We start from the raw sequence: 18,701 nt of genomic DNA, 5'->3' as shown, positions 1-18,701 counted from the left end.
ATTTATCATCCATGTACAGACGCCCCACTGGGGCGTCTCTAGCCAAATACTATGCTTGGCTTTGTACCACCCTCAATTATTGTCTCTGGTGCCCATACAGAATTTGAAATCATTTCTGTGTTTTCTTTTACCTTACAATCATTTCCAAGAATGCTATTTATAATTTTTACATTACTACCTACATAAGAATTAGCCCAAATTATTGAATTATCAATGTAAGAATTTTCTTTTATTGTACAGTTTTTCTCAATGTACGTTAGTCCTGTAATTTTTACATTTGATTCGATTTTTACATTTTCAGCCATGTAAACCTTTCCATTAATTCTTGCACTTGAATTTATTGAAACTCCTTTTTCCCTATAGCCAAAATTGGTCTTAAGAGCACTGATGTCAATCTTTACTTTCTCATCTAATGAATCTTGAATGCCCTTGCGATAATTTTTTAAAGTCCCAATATCAGCCCAATACGCATGAATATTAATAGCTTGCATTGGAATATTTTTAGCCATTAGTTTCTGAAAAAGATCAGTTGCTACATCATATTTAGGAGCTTCTTTTTCAGATGGGATCTCATTTAAAATCTCTTGACTAAAAAAATAAATTCCAGTATTTGCTAGGTTACTTTTAGCTTCATTTGGTTTTGGTTTTTCTTGGAATGAAATGACTTTGTTATTTTTATCAGTAACAACAACTCCAAATTGGCTTGTGTCTTCAACCTCTTTTATCCCAATGGTTACAGGACATTTACCTTTTATGTGTTCTTCATATAAAGAACTTAAATCAAGATCAGTTAAAGCATCACCCATAATAATTAAAATAACATCATTAGTTAAATATTTTTTACAACTCCTAATCCCTCCTGCAATGCCAGTCAAATCTTTTTCATAGACAAGATTTAGATTTACACCAAATTTTTTATTAGCATCTTTAAAATAATCTGAGACTTTATTTGCATGAACATGAGTATTTGCTGCTAAATTAGTAAAACCATGTTTTACGCAAAGGTCTATAATGTGCTCCATAACTGGTTTCCCAAGAATAGGACAAAGTGGTTTTGGAATGTGAGTTGTAAGTGGATCAAGTCTGGAACCTACACCAGCTGCTAGTATCATTGCTTGATTATGAGAGTTCAACTATTTCTCCTCTCAGCACGTTCAATAGCTTTTAAAACCTGCATTGGAGAAGTTCCTCCATAAATATTCTTTGATTCTACACAAGACTCAATCTTAATTTTCTCAATGATGTCATCATTAAATGATCTATGAAAACTATTCCATTCACTCATGCTTAAATCCTTAAACTGTCTTTTCCTTTCAATACAATATGCAACAATTTTCCCAACTACTTCATGAGCAACTCTAAATGGTATTCCTTTTTTAGTTAAATAATCTGCAACATCTGTTGCACTAACAAAACCACTGTTGGCAGTTTCGTACATCTTTTCTTTGTTAAAGTTTATATTTTGTAAAAACTCATCTGCTATTTGCAAGACAATTTTTATGTTATCAACTGAATCAAAAATTCTTTCCTTATCTTCTTGAAGATCTTTGTTATATGCTTGAGGAAGTCCTTTTAAAACTGTCAACATACTAACTAGATTGCCAAGAAATCTGCCTGCTTTTCCACGTATTAATTCAGGAACATCAGGATTTTTCTTATTGGGCATCATGCTGCTTCCTGTAGCATATGAGTCAGATATAGCTATATATTTAAATTCTTCACTGTTCCATAAAATTAACTCTTCTGAAAATTGACTTAAGTGTATACCTAACAAGGAAATATTAAACAAACATTCTGCAAGAAAATCTCTGTCACTTACAGCATCCATGCTATTTTCTGATAAAGCTTTAAAACCTAATTCTTTTACTAAAAAGTTTCTGTCGATTGGAAAACTTGTTCCAGAAAGTGCACCAGATCCAAGTGGCAAAATATCAATTCTATTTAAATTTTCTTTAAATCTTTCTATGTCTCTTAAAATTTTTTGTTCATAAGAAAGCAAATAATGCCCAAGTGTAATAGGCTGAGCTGGTTGAAGATGAGTGTATCCTAAGATAATTGTATTGTAGTAATTTCTTGCAAGCTGTATTAGTATACTTCTTAATTTTTTTAATAAATTTATTATTTCTTTTACTTCTTCTTTTAACCACAATCTAATATCTGTAGCAATTTGATCATTCCTGCTTCTGCCAGTATGAAGTTTTTTTGCAACCTCACCTATTATATTAATTAGCCTACATTCAATAGCAGAATGAATATCTTCGTTTTTATTTTCTTCAAACCATTTATTTTTTTCAATTTCTATTTCTTCATAAATTTTTGCTAAACCACGGATTATTTCTTCAGACTCTTGTTTAGAAATAATCCTAGAGTGAGCAAGCATCTTTGCATAAGCTATTGAGCAAGCAATGTCTTGCTTATAAAGTCTTTTGTCAAAGCTAAGACTTGAGTTAAATTGATCTAAAAGAAGAGCTGTTTCTTCCTTAAAACGTCCAGACCATAGTTTTTTATCGTTAGACCTATTCATGATACAGCTTCACCGGTTCACCGGTTCATCCCTCCACCGATTTATTCCCTTAAATCTTTTGAAACATATAACCAGTTCCACGTGAAGTAAGTATAAGTTCTGGATTTGTAGGATCTTCTTCAAGTTTTGATCTAAGCCTACTTATATGAACATCAACAACACGAGTATCTATTCTATGATCTGCAGGATACGACCAGACTTGTTGTAAGATTTCTGCTCGTGAATATGGTTTACCAGAATTATTTACTAAAAGTTCAAGCAAGTTAAACTCCATTCCAGTTAACCTTATTCTTTCATTGTTTTTATAAACCTGTCTTTTGCTTGTATCTATTTTTAAATTGCCAATTACAATTACATTATTTGAGTGACCTACACTTTGATCCATTGGCCTATCTGTAACTCTTCTAAGGACAGCTTTAATCCTTGCTTCAAGTTCATTTGGACTAAATGGTTTTGTTACATAATCATCTGCTCCCATTTCAAGTCCTTTAATTCGATCAGCGACATCTGTTACTGCACTTAAAATTATGACTGGGACTTCAGAGTATGATCTAATTTCCTTACATACTGCAAAGCCATCAGTTTTTGGTAACATAATATCTAGAATTACAATGTCTGGATGATAAGTGTTAAATTTCTCTATTGCTTGTTCACCATCTACTGCAACATCAACTTGATATCCTGAAAGTTTTAAACGTGTTTCAAGAATTCTTCTTATAGCAGTTTCATCATCAACAACTAACACTTTAGTTTTTGGTTCCTTCTCTATAATTTCACTTGTTGGTAAAGGAGAAGTTTGGACAGTTTCATTTTGTGTTTTTAAAACTGTTTCCATAAAGTTGCACTCCAGTAAATAAATTTAAATTTGTGAACTATGCTTATCTTATTTAACCACTAATATATCCCATGTTAAGAAATATGAACAGTCTGTGTTTTATTGTAAACCCTTAAAAATTACTCAAAAGACATTGATTTTTCTAGTATTAACTATTGTTATTATCTGCTTAAGCTCTGTCCAAAATAGCAATAGCGAGATAAAAATACAATTAAGAAGCTTTATGAACTCGCTCCGGCCAAAGAAGATTTGTTGACGAACGAGTACTAGCTAAATCTTAAATCCTTGTCAGAGATTATAAAAACAAAATAGATAAAATTTTTTTAAGACTGGTAAGTTTATTTATCCCAAGTAATAGTCTGAAGATAGAGGAAGACCTTTAGCTTCTTGATTTCTAGCAGGTAAGTCACCACTTTCAAATTTAATTACATCAGCTAATGTTTTATGTACAAGAGAATTAAATAAAAGCGCGCCTTTGCCTTCTCCGTAAAGACTTGGTTCTAGGTGAATAATTGTAAACTCTTTTCCTAAACTTATTGCTCTTGCTAGAGCACGAAACATTAACTTTTCCATATACTCACGGCCATCTGGACTTTTAAGAGTTTCATCTACTAAGTTATAATCTCCATTAATTTTTAATCTGTCTACTCCTTTGCAATCATTGAAACTAAAAATGACTCGATTTACATTTTCTTGTTGTAGCAAGTGGAAAAGTTCTTCTTCAAGTTTTTTTAAATCCTGTGATTTGTTATTAAAAGTTGCAAAGTTTTGAAAGGCTGGATTTATTTCAACACGATAAATCCCATCATCTTGATTTGAATTAGTAATTAAAACATGATCAACTCTAAGTATTACCCAACCATCTTTTGGTTTTCCAACTTCTGTAGCTGGCTCAGTTGTATAAAGTTCATGGACTTCTTCATGTCCTATGTTCGGAATATGAAGCCTTCCTTGGAAACCTACTTGGTTACCTAGTCTTCCTACTGATGCTATCCCCATACACTTACTCCTTTGTTATGTGTATATGAATTCCTTTTGCCACAAGTTGTTCCAAGTCATCACAAACAATTAAGGTTTATTGTAAAGGTTGCTTACATATTTGTCTAGAGCAAGGCAGATTAAATTTATTTTATCTATGCAGCAGTCCTTATCTGAGGCTGGGGTTGTAAAGAATCAAGCTTAGTGCTCCATTTATCATTTTCTTCCTTTGCTCGTTTGTAAGACTGCGCCATATCAGGAGAAAGCGAGTTAAGAAAAATCTCTTCAATTTCAGCTTGAGACTCAAACTCAAATTCTCTACCTATTCTTATAGCACTGTTAGCACAAATAAAATTAGTAAACGGTTCAATTCTGCCTACATATTCATGAAACCACCCACAGCTTGTAAACATGTACTTCATGAATTTTTGCATTTCAAGAAGCTTATAGGCCTTGTCAATATCTGCATTTGGCTTTTTATGAAGATCAAAAAACTCATAAAAAGATCTTGAATTTGAAACTACAAGACCATAGTCTAGAGCAGCCTTTTCTGGATCCTTAAAATATTTGGGCGCATTCTTTTCATATACAAGCTTAAGACTTGTGTTTAAAGAATCAAGTGCATTTCTAAATTGTACTCTCCAAGACGGATGCCAATGAGTAATTCCATAAAGAGAATATCTGTCTTCAAGCCACTTATTTCCATTCTGTTCCTTTTCTTCTCTTACAAGTTGTCCCCATCTGTTAAGCTCTACATCACAGCTCCAGGAAGAGTTATTGTATATTTGTACTTCCATTTGTGGAGGATTTTTTTCAAGGAACAAACCATAGTTCATAAACTCAGCACTCTGCCAATCTTTCTTTTTGGTATCAATAATATTTACTGCGCCAGCAAGTAAAGATGCTTTCCCTTTTTGGTGCCAGCCAAATGTTTCTCCATCTATTCCAAAATGTTTAAAATCACCTCGTGCTCCAAACCATCTATGTAAGAAATTTTCACTCCTATCATATACCCAACTATCGCTTCCATTTGGAAATGCTATATTATTTTGGAATTTATGATCATAAAAGAATACATTTATATTTTTGTTTTTGTACTTCTCGTCTTTAAAATGAACTTTATAAGCATAAGAAGGATCAACATTTTTCCCTTCCCATCCAGCATCCTGCCAACTCTTGTCATCACTGCCAATTTTTCTAAATTGCTTTGCTTGTGTTGGAGAAAGTATTGTATATTTTATCCCTTCATCAGCAAGCAAAGCTAAGGTTCCTTCATCTACTGCAGTTTCAGGGAGCCAGACTCCTTCAGGACGTTTTTTATAGTGCATTTCATATTCTGCAAGTGCCCAACGTATATGAGTAAGCTTATCTCCATTTTTTGCAAGTGGCAATATTGCATGGTTTGGAGAAGCCTGGGCAAGTGCATTGCTATGTCCTTCAAATCTATCAGTGCTAGCTTTTTCACTTTCTATTATCTTGTCGTATACGAGAGGAGCATGCATCCATAAATCCTTTAATAAAGTTGGTCCAAAATTAAAAGCTAATGCTTTAAATACCCCTCCTTTAGCAAGAGCCTCATAACATTGAGGAGTTATTTCTCTAATATTCCAGTCAGTTGCTTCTTTTCCATCAGCATGTGGAATTAAGTTTCTTGCTCCTATTGCCTTATCATTGAGTCTTAGTTTTAAAGGAATAAAAGCAACATCGGACATATTTCTAATAGGTTGATAGCAGTGAAGTACTGCACCTAATTGTATACTCATAAACTCCTTTGTTTATTTCCTTGAATTAATTTGTAATTCTATAAGATGTTTTTATTTTTGTCCAGGTTCGTAAAAGCTAAACTTTTGTGAATTTACGTTTTTGCCAGTACTTTAGCCTCTTTTACAAGCCATTTTAAATATTTTTCAGATCCAATATCTATAGGCAACCCAATAACTTCTGGAACTGTGTAGCTATGCATTGACTTAACTTTATCTTTTAAGGCTCCGAAATTCCCTTTTACTGTTTTAATTATGCAAAGAGCTTCTGCATCTCTGCAAATCTCTCCCTGCCATCTGTAAATTGATCTGACCTTATTTATAATATTTACACAAGCAGCTAAACCATCTTTTACAAGTTCACCTGCAATTTTTTCAGCTTCTGTAACATCTTTAGTAGTTACAAAAACTATAATTGGATCTTTATCAAGAGCAGGCATTTTTTTACCCCAAAGAAAATATTACCACACCCCGCATTGTATAGTATTTAGTGATTTCTGTAAAAAAGATGCACGATCTCTCTAAAACCTATAATCCAAAAGAAGTTGAAGAAAAATGGCTAAAGATTTGGTTGAGTGAAAAACTTTTTAAGTCCGAAATTATTTCAACTAAGGAAAACTTTTCAATTGCACTCCCGCCGCCAAATGTTACTGGAAATCTTCACATGGGTCATGCATTTGGGGATACTATTCAAGATGTTTTAATCAGATACCACAAAATGAATGGGAAAAACGTTCTTTGGCAAGGTGGGACAGATCATGCTGGTATTGCAACACAAGTTTTAGTTGAAAGGGATATTTTAAAAAATGAGAAAAAGAGAAAAGAAAATTTAGGAAGAGAAGAATTTTTAAACTATGTCTGGAAATGGAAAGAAAAACATGGAAATGAAATCATTGATCAAATGAAAAAACTAGGTTGTTTTATGGATTATGATCGCCTGGTTTTTACAATGGATAAAAATTACACAAAAGCAATCAGAAAAGTATTTGTAGAACTTTATAAAAAAGAACTGATTTACAGAGGAAAAAGAATAGTTAACTGGTGTCCTAAATGTTTAACAAGCATAAGTGATCTAGAAGTAGAAACTGAACAAATAAAAGGAAAACTTTATTATATTTTATATCCATTTGATATTAAAGATATTTCAAAAGGCGGGCTTACTGTAGCTACAACACGCCCAGAGACAATGTTTGGAGATATTGCTGTAGCAGTAAATCCAAATGATGGAAGATATAAGAAACTTGCAGGAGGCAGGGTGACCCTGCCTTTACTAAATAAACAAATTCCAATCATTTCAGATTCTACAATTGAAATTAATTTTGGAACTGGTTGTTTAAAAATTACTCCTGCTCATGACATTGCTGACTATGAAATTTTTGAGAGAAATAAAGATCTTAAAGAATTTCCTGAAATCTTGTCACCAAATGGGAAAATCCAAGACAAAGAAAATCTTGGCATACCAAGTGAAATAGTAAATCAAGACAGGTTTAAAGCAAGAGAAATAACTATTCAAAAACTTGAAGAGCTTAATCTGATAAAAAAAATTGAAGAATATAATCAACCTTCAATCAAGCATGATAGGTGTGGGGCAGTAATTGAGCCGTACTTATCTCTTCAGTGGTACATAAAAATGGAGCCACTTGTTAAACCAGCTATTAAAGTTGTAGAAGATAAGAAAATAAAATTTATTCCTGAAAGATACAAAGATCATTATTTAAACTGGTTAAAAAATATTAAAGATTGGTGCATATCAAGACAGCTTTGGTGGGGACATCAGATACCGGTATGGTATAGGAAGGGAACAAGTGAGATCTACGTTTCTGAAGAGCCTCCAAAAGATGTGGGAAACTATACTCAGGACCCAGATGTTTTAGACACATGGTTTAGTTCTGCACTATGGCCTTTTGTGACATTAGGGTGGCCAGATGAGAACAAACCGGCGAACAATTATTTTAAAACTTTTTATCCAACAAGTATTTTAGCAACAGCAAGAGAAATAATTAATCTTTGGGTTTCAAGAATGGTTTTTATGAGTTTAGAGTTTACTGGTCAAGTTCCATTTAAAGAAGTATTAATTCATCCTGTAATTCAGACACCAGACGGGAAAAGAATGTCAAAATCAAAAGGCAATGCAATTGATCCACTTGAAATGATTGAAAAATATGGAGCTGATGCAACCAGGTTTTGGTATTTTAGTCTTGGAGTAACTGGGAATCAGGATGTCCGCTTCCCAGGGAGAAAAGATAAAGATGGAAAGTGGGAATCAGATACTCTTGAACAATATAAAAGATTTGCAAATAAATTATGGAACGCGGTTAGATTTGTCCTGCAAAATTTAGATAAAGAAAAAAAATATGAACTTGATTTAAATAACTTAGACAAGAAAAAACTTACCATAGCAGACCGTTGGATACTTCATAAATATACTGAGTTGCTTTGTAATACTAAGTTGTGTTTTACTGAGTATCAGTTTACATATTTTGCAGATCAAATTTATAAGTTTACCTGGAATCAATTTTGTGATTGGTATATTGAAATAGCAAAAAGCCAGTTAGTTGATCCTGATTTAAAAGAATCAACTCAAAAAATCCTTTTTTATATAGTAAGTGGAATTACAAGAGTACTGCATCCTATTATGCCATTTATTACAGAAGAAATATGGGAGATGTTAAAACAATCGGGATTGATTTCTAATGCTAGTTATCCAAATGCTAAAACAGAATTTTTAGATAACGAAGTTATAGACAGCCTTGGCCATGTAATTGAAACTACTGAAGCAATTAGAAATTTAAGACAAACTTCTGGAATTCCCTGGTCAAAGAAAATAGAAGTTAAATTATTTACTAAAGATAAACTTGAAAAACTCGCACTTGAGAGTTCATCAAAATTTATTAAAACTCTTACTCAGTCTGATTTAGATATTTTAAGTGACTTTCATCCAATAAAACCTTCAACTGGAGCACTTATTGGAAATACAAGAATCTTAATTCCACTATCAGGTCTTGTTGATCTTGACAATATGTTAAACAACTTAAACAAAAGAAAAGGTCAGTTTGAAAAAGAGCTAGAAAATCAAAAAACAAAGCTTAATAATTCAAACTTTGTTAACAATGCTGCTCAGGATAAAATAGATGAAGTTAAGAACAGAGTCTCAGAACTTGAAAACCAGATAAAAATAATTAACGAGCAGATAGGGCTTCTGAAATAATGTAAGGGCAGACCTGTGTGTCTGCCCAAATAAACTATATGAAACAAAAAAAAATTGCAATCCTAGGCTCAACAGGATCAATAGGTAGACAAACTCTTGATGTAATATCAGCATTTAAGGATGATTTTGAAGTTATTGGTTTAGCAGCAGGTGGAAATGCACAGCTCTTAGCAGAGCAAGTAAAAGAGCATAAGCCAAGATTTGTATCTGTAAAAGACTTATCTTTAGCACAAGAATTAAAGTTAATTTTAAAAAATCCACTCATTGAGATTTTCTGGGGAGATATTGGACTCGAATTTATTTCCTCTTGCTCATGTGACATTGTAGTAAACGGATTAGTTGGATCGCTTGGTTTAAAGCCAACAATTTCTGCACTAAGTTATGGAAAAAGAGTAGCATTTGCAAATAAAGAAACCTTAGTAATTGCAGGAAGCTTAATTAAAGAATTACTTATAAAAAACCATGGTGAAATTATTCCACTTGATAGCGAGCATGTTGCAATTCACCAATGTATTGGTAAAGACGCCCCAACAGGGCGTCTCCCCAAAGAAAAAATAAAGAGAATTATTTTAACAGCATCAGGCGGTCCATTTAGAACATGGGAAACAAATGCAATACAAAAAGCAACAAAAGAGCAAGCACTAAAACATCCTACTTGGGTAATGGGACAAAAAATTACAGTAGACTCTGCAACTCTCATGAATAAAGGATTAGAAGTTATTGAAGCAATGACTCTTTTTAATTTAAGTGAAAAACAAATCGATGTTTACATCCATCCTCAAAGTATTATGCACAGCGCAGTTGAATTTATTGACGGGAATATAATTGCACAGCTTGGTGCTACTGATATGAGACTTCCTATTCAATACTCGCTTTTTTATCCTGAAAGAAAAGAATTACCATTTAACTTGTTTTGTGATTTGTTATCTATTGGAAAACTTGAGTTTGAAAAGCCTGATCTCAATAAATTTCCATGTTTAAAACTAGCTTATGAGGTTGCATCAAAAGGAAAAAGTTATTCAATTGTTCTAAATGCTGCAAATGAAGTTGCTGTTGATATGTTTTTAAAAGAACAAATATCTTTCGGTGGTATTGAAAAAATTATTTCTCAAGCTCTAGAAAATCATAATCCAACTCTTCCTGCATCACTTGAAGAAATTATTGAGATAGATAATGAAACAAGAAAAAAAGTAAAAGTAGAAGTAAGTGTTAACTAAATTAATTATTGGTCTTGGAAATCCAACTGAAGAGTATAAAGATACTCGACATAATATTGGTTTTACTGTGCTTAACACTCTTAGTAAAAAATATAAGATATCAAAGAAAAAAGAAAAAAAGCTTCTTTGTTGGTATGGACATGGAAAGACAGAAAATTACAATATTATCCTAGCTTGGCCAACTACATACATGAATAATTCTGGGAATGCAGTTGTTAAATTACTAAATTACTTTAAGATTGATTCTAAAGATTTAATCGTAGTACATGATGAAGTAGCACTAAATCTTGGAAAAATTAGAATTGTTTTTAATAGTAGTGCAGCTGGTCATCATGGTGTAGAATCTATAATCCAGTCTTTAGGAGGTGTACAAGAATTTACAAGACTTAGAGTTGGCATAGGACCTGATCCTGGTGGAGATATAAGGGCAGATTATGTTTTAAGGAAGTTTACGCCTAATGAAGAAAAGCTAGTAAAAAAAGTAGTGGATATTTCAGTAGATGCCATCGAGATAATAATAAATGAAAATATTGAAAAGGCCATGAATAAGTTTAATGGAGTAGAAATAAAAGTATGAAACAATATCAACCTTTATATTTAAAATATCGCCCACAAAAATTGTTTGAAATAATTGGACAGGAGTTTGTTAGAAAAACTCTTTCTAATGCAATTTTATACAATAAAATTGTTCATGCTTATCTTTTTTGCGGGCCACGTGGTACAGGAAAGACCTCTACAGCAAGAATACTTGCTAAGTCACTAAATTGTATGTCTGGGATTACGTTAGAACCTTGTGATAAATGTCTAAGCTGCAAATCAATCATTCAAGGTAACTCGCTTGATGTAATAGAAATTGATGCTGCAAGCCATAGAAAGGTAGAAGACGCTGAAGATTTAATAAACAGAGTAGGACTAGTTACATATGGATCCAGGTTTAAAATTTATATTATTGATGAAGTGCATATGCTTACTGATCATGCTTTTAATGCACTCTTAAAAACAATTGAAGAACCGCCAAAAAATGTAATTTTTATTTTAGCTACAACAGAAGAATACAAAGTGATTCCAACAATTATTAGCAGATGTCAAAAGTTTGATTTTAAGCCTGCATCAATAATTGAAACTGAGAGCAAGATTAAAGCAATTACAAAAGAAGAAAAAATAAACATTGATCAAAATATTATTAATTTTATTTCAAAGAAGTCCCTTGGCTGTTTGAGAGATGCAATATCACTTTTAGATCAAATAAGTGTTCTACAAGATGATGATAGACCAATAGATTCAAAGGAAGTATTTAAACTTCTGGGAACAGTTGAAAGAAGTGCTTTGTTTACATTAATGGAAGCAATATTAACTTTTAATAAAAAAAGAGTTATAGATCTTGCTGAAGAGTTAATTAAAACTGGAAAAGATATAAGTGAAATATTTAAAGATTTACTAGAGTTAATTATTGATCTAGCAAAAGCAAAAATTGACCCTGAATGTAGAAATGAATTAAGTAAGGAATTATCAAACGATTTAAATGTCTTAGAAAAAGTTAAACAAGGGCATTTACTAAAAATTATTGACAAACTACAGGATGCATTGACAAAGCTCCGATTTGCACTAAGTCAAGAGTTACAGTTTATGGTAGAGATTATGAGTATGCTTGATGAAGATTTTTTAGTTTCTATGACAGAGTTAAAAGAAAGAATTGAAAAGCTTGAAAACCTTGAAACCTTGAAACCTCAAAACCTTGAAACCTCAAAACCTCAAAACCTTGAAACCTCAAAACCTCAAAACCTTGAAACCTCATGGAAACAAGCCATCAGTCTAATAGACAGTAACCCAACAAAAACTTTACTTAATCAATCTGAAAGTTATCTAATTAGTTTATCTAGTGAACTTGCTGAGATTGGTTTATCTAGAGATATGTTTCTGCCAAGATTAGAACAAGATACAAAAAAGAAAGAAATGATAATTAGAGCTATTAAACTCTCAACTAATATAGAACCAAAAGTAATTAGATTTAAAGTTGAACCACATGCTCAGATTTCAGAAACCTCGAAACTTCAAAATCTCGAAACCTTGAAACCTCGAAACCTTGAAACCTCCAATGATGATGAGTTATCAAGAAGCATAAAAGACTTACTTGGTGCTAAACAAATTGAATAGTTACTGCGAACCTCCTACTAGAGCAATATCCTTTTCACCAAATGCCCCGTTGTCACATGTCACTTCAACGGTAACCGTTTCAGAAGTTCCTTGTTTAATAAGATTTCTAGCAGCCAAGATTGGTACTTTACCTACTAGTATTTTTTTACCTCTGCTCGGGCTTAAAACAAATCTGCTTGGTCTTACTTTTAAAAACGTTTCATCTGAACTGTCAACATCACACCTGCTAATTGATGTAAAATCTGTTTGCTCAACTACTATCTTAATTACATTTAATTTCTTTAACTTTAGTCGAACTGAGCTAGGAGCAGTTATGGATAGACTTGGTTCATCTTCTTCAGGCTCGTCTGAGGTAGGAGTTGGGGTCGGAGTTGGAGTTGGAGTTGGAGTTGGAGTTGGTTCTGGTGCAGATTGTGTATTTATTTTAGCTGTTGTTGTTAGTTGACTAGTTATATTTGTCCCGCCAGCTGCTTCTACTTTAGTAACTGTTATAGTTGGACTACCAACAACTGAGCCTTGTTTTAAATTTCCATTTATTGTTAAAGCTCCATCAGTAATTGCACCATTAAATACAACAGAGATTACATTTTTTGTTGAGTCTACATTAGACAATAATACTGATGCGCCATTTGCCATAACTGTAAAACTACTATCTAACTGTGCTGAACCACTTGGATTAAATGCAACTGTTATATTTGTTGCTGACAATGAATTTAATACATTACCTGATAAGGTAATTGTATAAGTGATTGGTGTTGTTTGTGCAATAGCTTTATTAGCACAAAAAACAAAGACCAAAATTACAAAAAGAAAAAAAGTTTTATACCTGTTCATTTCATCCCCCTTCAAAGTAGATATTCACATCCCTGTTGTTCTTATTCCCTGCTTTGAGGACAAGGCTTTAAAAAGTAACAAAATGTAAATTACAAGATATTCTACTCAAGCATTGCTACAGCCCAGGCACAAATTGCATTTTTATTTCCAATTGAATCTAAACCTTCATTTGTTTTTGCTTTTATATTTATTTTGTTATCTTTAACTTCTAGGACACTTGCTAACTTTTTTTTCATTTGACTTATATACGGAGCTAACTTAGGTTCCTCTGTTACTACTGAGCAATCTATGTTTTCTATTAAATATCCATTATTTTTTAATGATTCAAGAACAACTTTAAGTAAATCAATGCTATAAGCGCCTTTCCATTTAGGATCTGTATCAGGGAAATACTGACCAATGTCACCAAGGCCAGCTGCACCTAAGAGTGCATCAATAATTGCATGCGTAAGGACATCAGCATCTGTATGACCAAGAAGACCTTTTGAGTAAGGGAGCTCCACACCTCCAAGTATAAGTTTTCTACCTGGAACAAGTTTGTGAATATCATACCCGTGACCAATCCGCATAAAAAAAGACTATAGACTAAAGACCAAAAAAAATTTTACCACTGCTCATGGTCTATGGTCTATAGTCTTAAGTAACGCTTAACCAAAAATGTTGATAATTTAATTAAGCAGGGTAAAAAACCATTATGAGAACTTCAGGACATATTGCAATATCAGCCGCAATAGGTTTAAGTACCTATTTACTTTATGATCAAATTGCTCCAGCCGTCGCAAGTTTTTTAGTAGGTACGTTAATTGATCTGGATCATGTTATTGATTATTTTTATGCACATGGGAAAAAGTGGGATTGGAAGAAAGTTAACGGAGCACATCATGAGCATTTCAGTGGAAAGCTTTATATACCTTTACACTCATATGAGCTTTTGATTTTATTCTTTATCCTAACTTTAGATCCAGCACTTACACCATGGAGAGTTGGAATAAGTCTTTCACTTATAACACATTTCCTTTGCGACCAATTCTTTAATCCTAACAGAAAATTCTCAACATACTTTTTAATTAATAGAATTATCCACAGGTTCAATGTAAAAAAGATTTTAAAAGAACCTAAAAAATACTTACAGGTTAGAAATTAATTTTTTCTTTCTCCTGTTATAGCAAAATTCACCAGTTGCCCAATTTTTGCAGCATGATCGCTTGCTCTTTCAAAACTTTGTGCTATGAAAAAAAGTTTTGAAATGCTGTCAACTTTTTCTTCAGGAGATGACTTAATCATATTGATGATTTTTTTAATTGCACTCCTATATATAGAATCTACTCTGTCATCTTCTTCAGCAATTTTATTTACTCTTCCATCAAATAAAACTGAGTAGGCTTGAATTGCTTCTCCAAGCATTTGAACACTTAAGCGAGCCATGTCAACTATTTCTTCAGGCATTCCAATATCGGGAAAACTAACTTTTTCAAGAAACCTTGCAATTTTCTTATAATGATCTCCTATTCTCTCTAAATTATCTGTAATTTGAATAGAAGTAATAATCTGCCTGAAGTCTTTAGCTACTGGCTGTTGTAAAACAATTAACTTATCACCATAGTCATGTACTTGCCAACGAGCATTGTCTATTTCTTTATCCTTATTTTTTATCTTAAAGAAAAGTTCAGATACATCATGCTTTTTAAAATACTCAAGCAATAGTTCACCATTAGCTTTAACCTTTTCTGCTAGGTCCAAAACTAACGACTGTAGTTCAATAAGTTCATCCCGGAAAGTTACACGTGCTTGAGTCATGAATATATTATACAAGCTTTCAGCTCTCAGCTTTCAGCTCAGCTCTTTGTTTATTTAGCGGTATCCCAATCCCAACATGGTTTAAGCCATGTAGCCTAAGCTTCTCTGGATCGTATAGATTCCTTCCATCAAAAATTACTTTGTCTTTTAATTCCTGTGCTAATTTTTCAAGATCCGGGTTTCTAAATTGAAGCCACTCAGTACAAACAACAAGTGCATTTGCACCAGAAACTGAGTTCATTTCACTAGTGGCAAAGTAAAGATTCTCATTAAAAGAAGCATCTACAAAATATTTCTTAGTATTTTTAAGTGCAATTGGATCATAAAGTCTTAACTTTGCACCAGCTTCACCAAGCCCCTCAATTACTTTTAGGGCAGGTGATTCTCTAATATCATCTGTACCTGCTTTAAAACTTGTACCCCAAATTGTTATTACTTTGTTTTTAATCCCACTTTTCCCAAACCAATTAATAATTTTGTCTATGAACCACTTTGATTGTCTTTCATTTACCAATAGTGTTACTTTTGGAATTAAAAGACCAATTAATTTCTCATCTATGAAATGACTAAGTGCTTGAACATCTTTTGGTAAACATGAACCACCAAAACCTAAAGATGGATATAAAAACTGACTTCCAAGCCTTGGATCACTAATTACACCTTCTCTAACCCTTCTTACATCAGCATGAGTAAAATCACAAAGCAATGCAACTTCATTAATAAAAGAAACTCTTAAAGCAAGCATTAAATTAGAAGCATACTTTACTATTTCACTAGATACAAGGTCCATTATTAAAATTGGGTGGCCATTTCTAGTAAAGTGAGAGTAAAGTTCTCTCATAATCTCAGCAACTTTAATATTTTCAGTGCCAATAATTATCCTGTCTGGTTTCATAAAATCCTGGACTGCAGTACCTTCTTTTAAAAATTCAGGATTTGAAACTACATCAAAATCTGTTTTTAATTTCTTACTTATGTATTTTTTTATTTCACTACTTGTACCAATTGGAACAGTAGACTTTAAAACAAATATCTTATAGCTCTTAATAAATGGCATTAGTGAATTCAAAGAACCATAAACAGCACTTAAATCAGGAGTACCATCTGAATTTGATGGGGTGCCAACTGCTAAAAAAATAAGTTTTACTTTATCAACTTCTTCATTAAAGTTTTCTGTAAAAATTAATCTGCCTTCAGAATTATTTTTTGTAACTAACTCTCTAAGACCAGGTTCATAAATTGGCATTTCACCTTCTTTAAGCATATTGATCCTACTTGAATCAATATCAATCCCTAAAACCTCATGCCCAAGTTCAGCTAAACATGCTGCTGTTACAAGACCAACATAACCTAAACCTATTACTGCGACTTTCATTTAAGATCTCCTATATTAAGAACCCTGCCTCACAAGCATCTTTATAAAACATTTTTACAGTATCAAGAGATAATTCTTTTAAATCTTTATTTATATTCGGCAATTTTTTTATTATGTCATTAGTTACAGTAATAATTTGACATCCTGCTTCTTCAGCCTGGTAAATATTTAATAATTCACGGGAGCTTGCCCAAAGGAGATCAACACTTTTTAGTGGCTTCAAAATTTTTGCACATTCAATTATATATGGCATTGGATCTCTTCCTGTATCAGCAATTCTCCCTGCAAATACAGAAACAATAGTATAAACATTTGAATTTAAGACTTCACTTACTGCTTTTACTTGTTCTACAGTTAGTATTGCAGTAATATTTAAAGATAAGCCATCACTTGAAAGCTTTTTAATAAGTGGAATTGAAGGCTGTCCTTTTGTATTTGTAATTGGTATTTTTACATTTACATTTTTACCCCATGACGCAATTAACCTTGCCTGACGTTCCATATCATTAAAATCATCTGAAAACACTTCAAAAGAAATAGGCATATCTGGAATATTTTTTAAAACTTCTTTTGCAAATGCTTCATAATCACTAATCCCGTTTTTTCGCATTAAAGTAGGATTTGTAGTAAAGCCTTTTATAATGCCGCCTTTATAGGCCTCTATCATTGATTTAAGCTCAGCACCATCTGCAAATATTTTTACTTTTAGGTTTGGTAAGGGCTTACTGCAATAAGCCCTTACAGGTAATGTTAAATTATTTTGTTCTTTAATAGTCATTTCAATATCCTCCATTCTAATCTCTAATTCTCAATTGTCAATTTTTTAATTATCTCAGCTGCTTCTTGTAAGCTACCTGCTATAAAATCCGGCTTACTTTTATTTACCTTACTCTTTGACTCACTTAGCTTTATTAAAATTGTTTTAACTCCAGATGCTTGTCCACAAAAAATATCTACATCTCTATCTCCAATCATCCAGGAACAAGTCATATCAATATCATATTTTTCTTTTGCTTTCATTAAAAATAAATTACCAGGTTTTCTGCAAGTACACTTAATTGAATATGCTGAAATAATTCCATGTGGATGATGATAACAATAATAGTATTCAGCAAAGTGAATATTATTTTTTAGAAGAATCAAGTGCATTTTTTTATGGACACTTAAAAGATTTTCAAGCGTAGTTTTTCCTTTTGCATAGTCAGGTTGATTTGACACAAGAAAAAGCTTGTAATGCATTGCAAGTAGCTCTCTTAAAGATTCAATTACACCAGGCAAAAACTTGAAATCTTTTTCTTCAAACGGTGCTTCATATTCATTAGTGGCTGAATTAAAAACCGGATAATTTAAGACGCCGTCGCGATCTAGAAAGACTGCTCTATGCATTTGTACGGGCTTGATTAATCAAGCCCCTCCCTACAACACCTTCCCACTTCATTTCACTTCTTTGAATTTCTGGATGGGAAACAATAAGGTGCCAAATAACTGCTTGGAATTCTTCAGCATGCGGGGTAACAGTATTTGGAGTTAGAGTAGGAATTAAAATACAACAATCAGCAACTTCTTTTGTGTATCCACCATCTCTGCTTACTACACCAATTATTTTTGCACTTACTTCTTTTGCAAACTTTAAAGCCTTTACAAGATTTACACTTATATTTTTTTCTACGTTTCCGCCACCAACAGAAAAAACTATTACAACATCATTATTGCTTAATTTACTAACAGCTAACCAGTTTTTAAATACTGAATCCCAGCCATCATCGTTTACCCTTGCAGTAAGTTCTGAAACGTTGTCAGTTGGAGCATATGTTTCAATACCAGCAATTTTCCTAAAATCATTTACAGCATGCGATGCATTACCTGCACCACCTCCTACTCCTAAAACAAAAACTCGTCCTTTATTTTCTCTTACATCTTTTAAAATATTAATAGCTTTATTAATTGCATTTTGATCTAACATTTGTGCAATCCTTGACGTTTGTTCTAGATATGTTTTGATATAATCCATTAGTCTTT

The 18,701-nt window shown here is 32.6% G+C and carries 18 protein-coding genes; 5 read left to right on the top strand and 13 right to left on the bottom strand.

Going from position 1 to position 18,701, the window contains the following annotated elements:
- Nucleotides 1-38: 38 nt before the first annotated feature.
- The 6 genes from HYY52_02990 to HYY52_02965 all read right to left on the bottom strand — a co-directional run bounded on the left by HYY52_02990 (nucleotide 39) and on the right by HYY52_02965 (nucleotide 6,537).
- Nucleotides 39-1,133, bottom strand: a complete 1,095-nt coding sequence (locus HYY52_02990) for an NDP-sugar synthase (protein ID MBI2995658.1) — start codon at nucleotides 1,131-1,133, stop codon at nucleotides 39-41.
- A complete protein-coding gene (gene argH, locus HYY52_02985; protein ID MBI2995657.1) occupies nucleotides 1,130-2,524 on the bottom strand; it encodes an argininosuccinate lyase in 1,395 nt (464 codons plus the stop codon). Before argH ends, HYY52_02990 begins: the two co-directional genes overlap by 4 nt.
- A 49-nt stretch (nucleotides 2,525-2,573) precedes the next feature.
- Complete coding sequence (locus HYY52_02980; GenBank protein MBI2995656.1) at nucleotides 2,574-3,359, bottom strand: response regulator transcription factor; 786 nt, start codon at nucleotides 3,357-3,359, stop codon at nucleotides 2,574-2,576.
- Between the two features lie 342 nt (nucleotides 3,360-3,701).
- The gene (locus HYY52_02975) at nucleotides 3,702-4,358 is read right to left on the bottom strand and encodes a hypothetical protein (GenBank protein MBI2995655.1); all 657 of its coding nucleotides are present in this window, start codon (nucleotides 4,356-4,358) and stop codon (nucleotides 3,702-3,704) included.
- A 134-nt stretch (nucleotides 4,359-4,492) separates the two neighbouring features.
- Nucleotides 4,493-6,100 (bottom strand): DUF3536 domain-containing protein, encoded by a 1,608-nt coding sequence (locus HYY52_02970; protein MBI2995654.1) that lies wholly within the window; start codon nucleotides 6,098-6,100, stop codon nucleotides 4,493-4,495.
- Nucleotides 6,101-6,192: 92 nt separating this feature from the next.
- On the bottom strand, nucleotides 6,193-6,537 hold the full coding sequence (locus tag HYY52_02965) for a divalent-cation tolerance protein CutA (GenBank protein MBI2995653.1): 345 nt from the start codon (nucleotides 6,535-6,537) through the stop codon (nucleotides 6,193-6,195).
- Between the two features lie 68 nt (nucleotides 6,538-6,605).
- Here HYY52_02965 and HYY52_02960 point away from each other — a divergent pair, with 68 nt between their 5' ends.
- From HYY52_02960 to dnaX, 4 genes are read left to right on the top strand one after another with little or no spacing between them, the layout of a single operon-like run.
- A complete protein-coding gene (locus HYY52_02960; protein MBI2995652.1) occupies nucleotides 6,606-9,305 on the top strand; it encodes a valine--tRNA ligase in 2,700 nt (899 codons plus the stop codon).
- A gap of 38 nt (nucleotides 9,306-9,343) precedes the next feature.
- Nucleotides 9,344-10,522, top strand: a complete 1,179-nt coding sequence (locus HYY52_02955; GenBank protein MBI2995651.1) for a 1-deoxy-D-xylulose-5-phosphate reductoisomerase — start codon at nucleotides 9,344-9,346, stop codon at nucleotides 10,520-10,522.
- Nucleotides 10,512-11,099 (top strand): aminoacyl-tRNA hydrolase, encoded by a 588-nt coding sequence (locus tag HYY52_02950; GenBank protein ID MBI2995650.1) that lies wholly within the window; start codon nucleotides 10,512-10,514, stop codon nucleotides 11,097-11,099. The genes HYY52_02955 and HYY52_02950 overlap by 11 nt, the downstream gene beginning before the upstream one ends.
- Complete coding sequence (gene dnaX / locus HYY52_02945; protein MBI2995649.1) at nucleotides 11,096-12,676, top strand: DNA polymerase III subunit gamma/tau; 1,581 nt, start codon at nucleotides 11,096-11,098, stop codon at nucleotides 12,674-12,676. Before HYY52_02950 ends, dnaX begins: the two co-directional genes overlap by 4 nt.
- On the opposite strand, the gene HYY52_02940 is transcribed toward dnaX, so the two are convergent.
- Both HYY52_02940 and HYY52_02935 read right to left on the bottom strand, forming a co-directional pair.
- Nucleotides 12,677-13,510, bottom strand: coding sequence for a hypothetical protein (locus HYY52_02940; GenBank protein ID MBI2995648.1), 834 nt, complete (start codon nucleotides 13,508-13,510; stop codon nucleotides 12,677-12,679).
- A gap of 101 nt (nucleotides 13,511-13,611) precedes the next feature.
- Nucleotides 13,612-14,079 (bottom strand): 2-C-methyl-D-erythritol 2,4-cyclodiphosphate synthase, encoded by a 468-nt coding sequence (locus HYY52_02935; GenBank protein MBI2995647.1) that lies wholly within the window; start codon nucleotides 14,077-14,079, stop codon nucleotides 13,612-13,614.
- Between the two features lie 125 nt (nucleotides 14,080-14,204).
- Here HYY52_02935 and HYY52_02930 point away from each other — a divergent pair, with 125 nt between their 5' ends.
- On the top strand, nucleotides 14,205-14,654 hold the full coding sequence (locus HYY52_02930; GenBank protein MBI2995646.1) for a hypothetical protein: 450 nt from the start codon (nucleotides 14,205-14,207) through the stop codon (nucleotides 14,652-14,654).
- Here the strand turns inward: HYY52_02930 and phoU are convergent.
- Genes phoU through HYY52_02905 form a run of 5 tightly spaced genes read right to left on the bottom strand, consistent with a single transcriptional unit; the run spans nucleotide 14,651 to nucleotide 18,693 of the window.
- Entirely contained in the window at nucleotides 14,651-15,307 is a 657-nt protein-coding gene (phoU, locus tag HYY52_02925; protein MBI2995645.1) for a phosphate signaling complex protein PhoU, read from the bottom strand. The two genes, HYY52_02930 and phoU, sit on opposite strands and share 4 nt — an antisense overlap.
- A 19-nt stretch (nucleotides 15,308-15,326) precedes the next feature.
- The gene (locus HYY52_02920) at nucleotides 15,327-16,682 is read right to left on the bottom strand and encodes a UDP-glucose/GDP-mannose dehydrogenase family protein (protein MBI2995644.1); all 1,356 of its coding nucleotides are present in this window, start codon (nucleotides 16,680-16,682) and stop codon (nucleotides 15,327-15,329) included.
- Nucleotides 16,683-16,692: 10 nt separating this feature from the next.
- A complete protein-coding gene (locus HYY52_02915; GenBank protein ID MBI2995643.1) occupies nucleotides 16,693-17,460 on the bottom strand; it encodes a transaldolase in 768 nt (255 codons plus the stop codon).
- 23 nt (nucleotides 17,461-17,483) lie between these two features.
- Nucleotides 17,484-18,068: an HAD-IIIA family hydrolase gene (locus tag HYY52_02910; protein MBI2995642.1), complete on the bottom strand. Its 585-nt coding sequence runs from the start codon at nucleotides 18,066-18,068 to the stop codon at nucleotides 17,484-17,486.
- Entirely contained in the window at nucleotides 18,061-18,693 is a 633-nt protein-coding gene (locus tag HYY52_02905; protein MBI2995641.1) for an SIS domain-containing protein, read from the bottom strand. Before HYY52_02905 ends, HYY52_02910 begins: the two co-directional genes overlap by 8 nt.
- Nucleotides 18,694-18,701 lie beyond the last annotated feature (8 nt).

It is taken from the genome of Candidatus Melainabacteria bacterium, from assembly GCA_016193285.1.
GTDB lineage: Bacteria > Cyanobacteriota > Vampirovibrionia > 2-02-FULL-35-15 > 2-02-FULL-35-15 > JACPSL01.
Note: the sequence above shows the minus strand (reverse complement) of the source record. Positions and strands in the feature narration are given on the sequence as shown.